Consider the following 2,666-nt stretch of genomic DNA (forward strand, 5'->3'; position numbering starts at 1 on the left):
AGTTGGAAGAGTTCTCAGGGGTTTTTTTATGCGCCATTTTTGGCCCCCTTTCCTATGGGACCGAGCATAGCATCTGCATGCACATTGTTTCTATGTATCAAGTAAAGCAGAGATTCGCCCGCCTCAGAACCGCGCAAAGCCCCGGAATTCGGGAGCATCAGCAGAAAAACAGCGATCAAAGACAAAACGTCCTTACGGTCCAGCTCGATTGAAATCTTCATGCCAAGTCCTCAGTGGTGATACCGAATGTTGGCATCACGACAAGGACCATAACGACCGAGGTTTCCGACTCACGTCGACTGTCGATCGCGACCATCAAAATCAAGATCAAAAACACCCATGCTGGGGGCCTCCGCTCCCGGCCGGTGGCCAGGAGCAGAGAGCCAAAGGGTGCTTTGGTCGGCGGAGGGTCAAGGGTTCGCTTCGCCCGGGACTCCGTTCTGCGCGACGGTGAAGCGCGTCACGCCGAGCCGGGGTCGCGGCCCCTGACCTTGCCACTCAAACGGCAGGCCATACCATCAAACGAATGGCCTCGATCGGAGTGCTGGAACTTGTTCCAGTGCGGAGGCCGAGGGGACAAGCGCAGCGCGTCAGGCTTGTGCAGTTCGGGCACGGAGATCCATCACCTGGCGCGCCGATAGGTTGCGCAGATCCTGATTGGAAAAAACCAGGCCAGCCCGGGTGTGTTTGGTTTCCTCGTCCCAGTGCTCCAAGTCGCTCATGAGAAATTGATAACCGCCCAGGTATGAGGCCGCTAGATCCCGCGCAAGGGCCCTGTGAGCCTCACCAGGCGTTTTTATGGCCGCATTCACTGCATCGCCTACCGGATCGGCCTTGATGGCCACACCGCCGCTACGGGCCCTCTCAAGGGCATGTTCGTTGTACTCAACCGCACCTGCCTCGGGATTGTCTGTGGGATTCCCAGGGCAAAGCTTGTCCTCCCAGGGCAGCACATACTGCGATCTGCCGAGGATGTCCTGCAGGACGTAATCTGAGGGTTTTGCTATGCGCTGCATTGGGCTGCTCCCAGGCGAAAATCGCATGGTAGCGCAGCCTGCTTTGGGCAGCTGAAAGCTGCTTCCAGAGCGGCCAAAAGCCGCTCTGATAAACCGGCGTCGAAGACGACGGAAACAGCCAGACAGACGCTACCCGAGCCCACGAGGGTGGTGAGGGGAAATGGCCCCCAGGCCAAATTTTCCCGTTCTGCCCTGGTGCAGCCCGTCCAGGGCGAAACCAGGGTGCGAAGCATCAGGCCGCACCGCTTGCGTGCGCGTCAGGTGAAACCGGACCACCCTGGTTTCGAGCCGGAGCAGCAGAGGAAGGGACGAAGTCCCGCATCGATGCGTCGCGAAGTCTCAGAAAGCGGGGTGGTCCGGCTTTGCCGGGCGCGCACGCGGGTGAATTTTCGAGACAAGCCCGTCCAGGGCGCAGGGGAGGAAAGAGGGTGGCGAATCGCGCAGCGATTCAGAACCCTGAAGGCCTTCCGGGGCGCTCCCCCGGGAGGTTTGGGCGGCCCGCAGGGGCGGCCACGGAGACCCGCAGGGGTGACGGCACTTTGCTGTTGGTTTCTATGGTTTTGGCTCTTGGCAGTCCTATTGCGCAACCTATTGTTTTACCTATTGCGGCAGCAATAGGTGAGCAAGAGGACGGCGATCAGTCTCGAATGCTCGCCGGCTGGTAGGAATCGTCCAGGTAGCGATAAAACCGATCCAGATAAGGGAGCCCATCGAGAGGCTCATCGAGCAGTGAGTCTGGGATATCGACGCCACGGAACGAGCCGAAGCTGTTCAGCAGGCGCTTGCCCTTGAGGATCTGCGCCGCGTGCCAGTTGTCAGCCAGGGTCAAGTCGGAGAACTTCACGGCGTACTTGAATACCTCCATGAAACCCTCCACTGGATCGCCCAGGATGGGCCTGCAATCCACGACCATGCTGTCGCCGGTGATCTTGTGCCACTCGGCGCTGAGGTCTGTTTGGGATAGCTGAGAGGTCGCCAGAATGATCATGTGACAGTGAGGATGCCAGCCCTTGCCCTTGTTGGTCAGCTCCAAGGTGTAGACCGCTCCCTCTGCCTTGCAAAGCTCTGTCCATGGAGCACGTGGGACACCGGAATTGAAATTGCGGCGACGGTCCAAAAGCTTACGCAATGACTTACTGAGGTGAGTCTGCCTTTCTTCCAGGTCATCGCCATTTTTGACCGTGAGGGTCAAGAGATATGGGCGCAGATCCGGTCGCTCCTCCTGGATCACCTGCCATCGCGTCAGGTAAGCCCCAAGAGCCTTGGCCCCGCGGCGAATAGCGCATAGCGGGCAGACCAGGTGCTGCTTGCAAAACGTTGCGCTATGCAGCCGTACCTTGCCCACGGTGAAGTACTCCCGGAAGTGCAGGTAATTACCGCAACTGGCAAGGCCAGCAGCAGTCTTCGTGGTGGCCTGTGACGGTGCCTCTCGGAGATGATCGAGCATCGCCTGAGACCTTGCGTGAGCCACGCCGTAGCGTGCTATTCTTTCGTCCAGAAGCCTAGCTTCGTCAGCCCCTGTGAACTCCCCGCCTGCCAAGTTGGAAGAGTTCTCAGGGGTTTTTTTATGCGCCATTTTTGGCCCCCTTTCCTATGGGACCGAGCATAGCATCTGCATGCACATTGTTTCTATGTATCAAGTAAAGCAGA

At 58.6% G+C, this 2,666-nt stretch carries 3 protein-coding genes; 1 reads left to right on the forward strand and 2 read right to left on the reverse strand.

The window, feature by feature from the left end; all coding sequences use genetic code 11:
- On the forward strand, nucleotides 1-212 hold a 212-nt coding region (locus tag KO536_RS24020), incomplete at its 5' end, for a hypothetical protein (protein WP_219263254.1).
- 378 nt (nucleotides 213-590) lie between these two features.
- On the opposite strand, the gene KO536_RS24025 is transcribed toward KO536_RS24020, so the two are convergent.
- Both KO536_RS24025 and KO536_RS24030 read right to left on the reverse strand, forming a co-directional pair.
- Nucleotides 591-1,016 carry a hypothetical protein gene (locus KO536_RS24025; protein ID WP_197884198.1) on the reverse strand — a complete coding sequence of 142 codons (426 nt, stop codon included), beginning with the start codon at nucleotides 1,014-1,016 and terminating at the stop codon, nucleotides 591-593.
- Nucleotides 1,017-1,653: 637 nt separating this feature from the next.
- The gene (locus KO536_RS24030; RefSeq protein ID WP_219263256.1) at nucleotides 1,654-2,592 is read right to left on the reverse strand and encodes a protein rep; all 939 of its coding nucleotides are present in this window, start codon (nucleotides 2,590-2,592) and stop codon (nucleotides 1,654-1,656) included.
- Between the last annotated feature and the right edge of the window lie 74 nt (nucleotides 2,593-2,666).

It is taken from the genome of Pseudomonas sp. NKUCC02_KPG (genome assembly GCF_019345465.1).
GTDB lineage: Bacteria > Pseudomonadota > Gammaproteobacteria > Pseudomonadales > Pseudomonadaceae > Aquipseudomonas.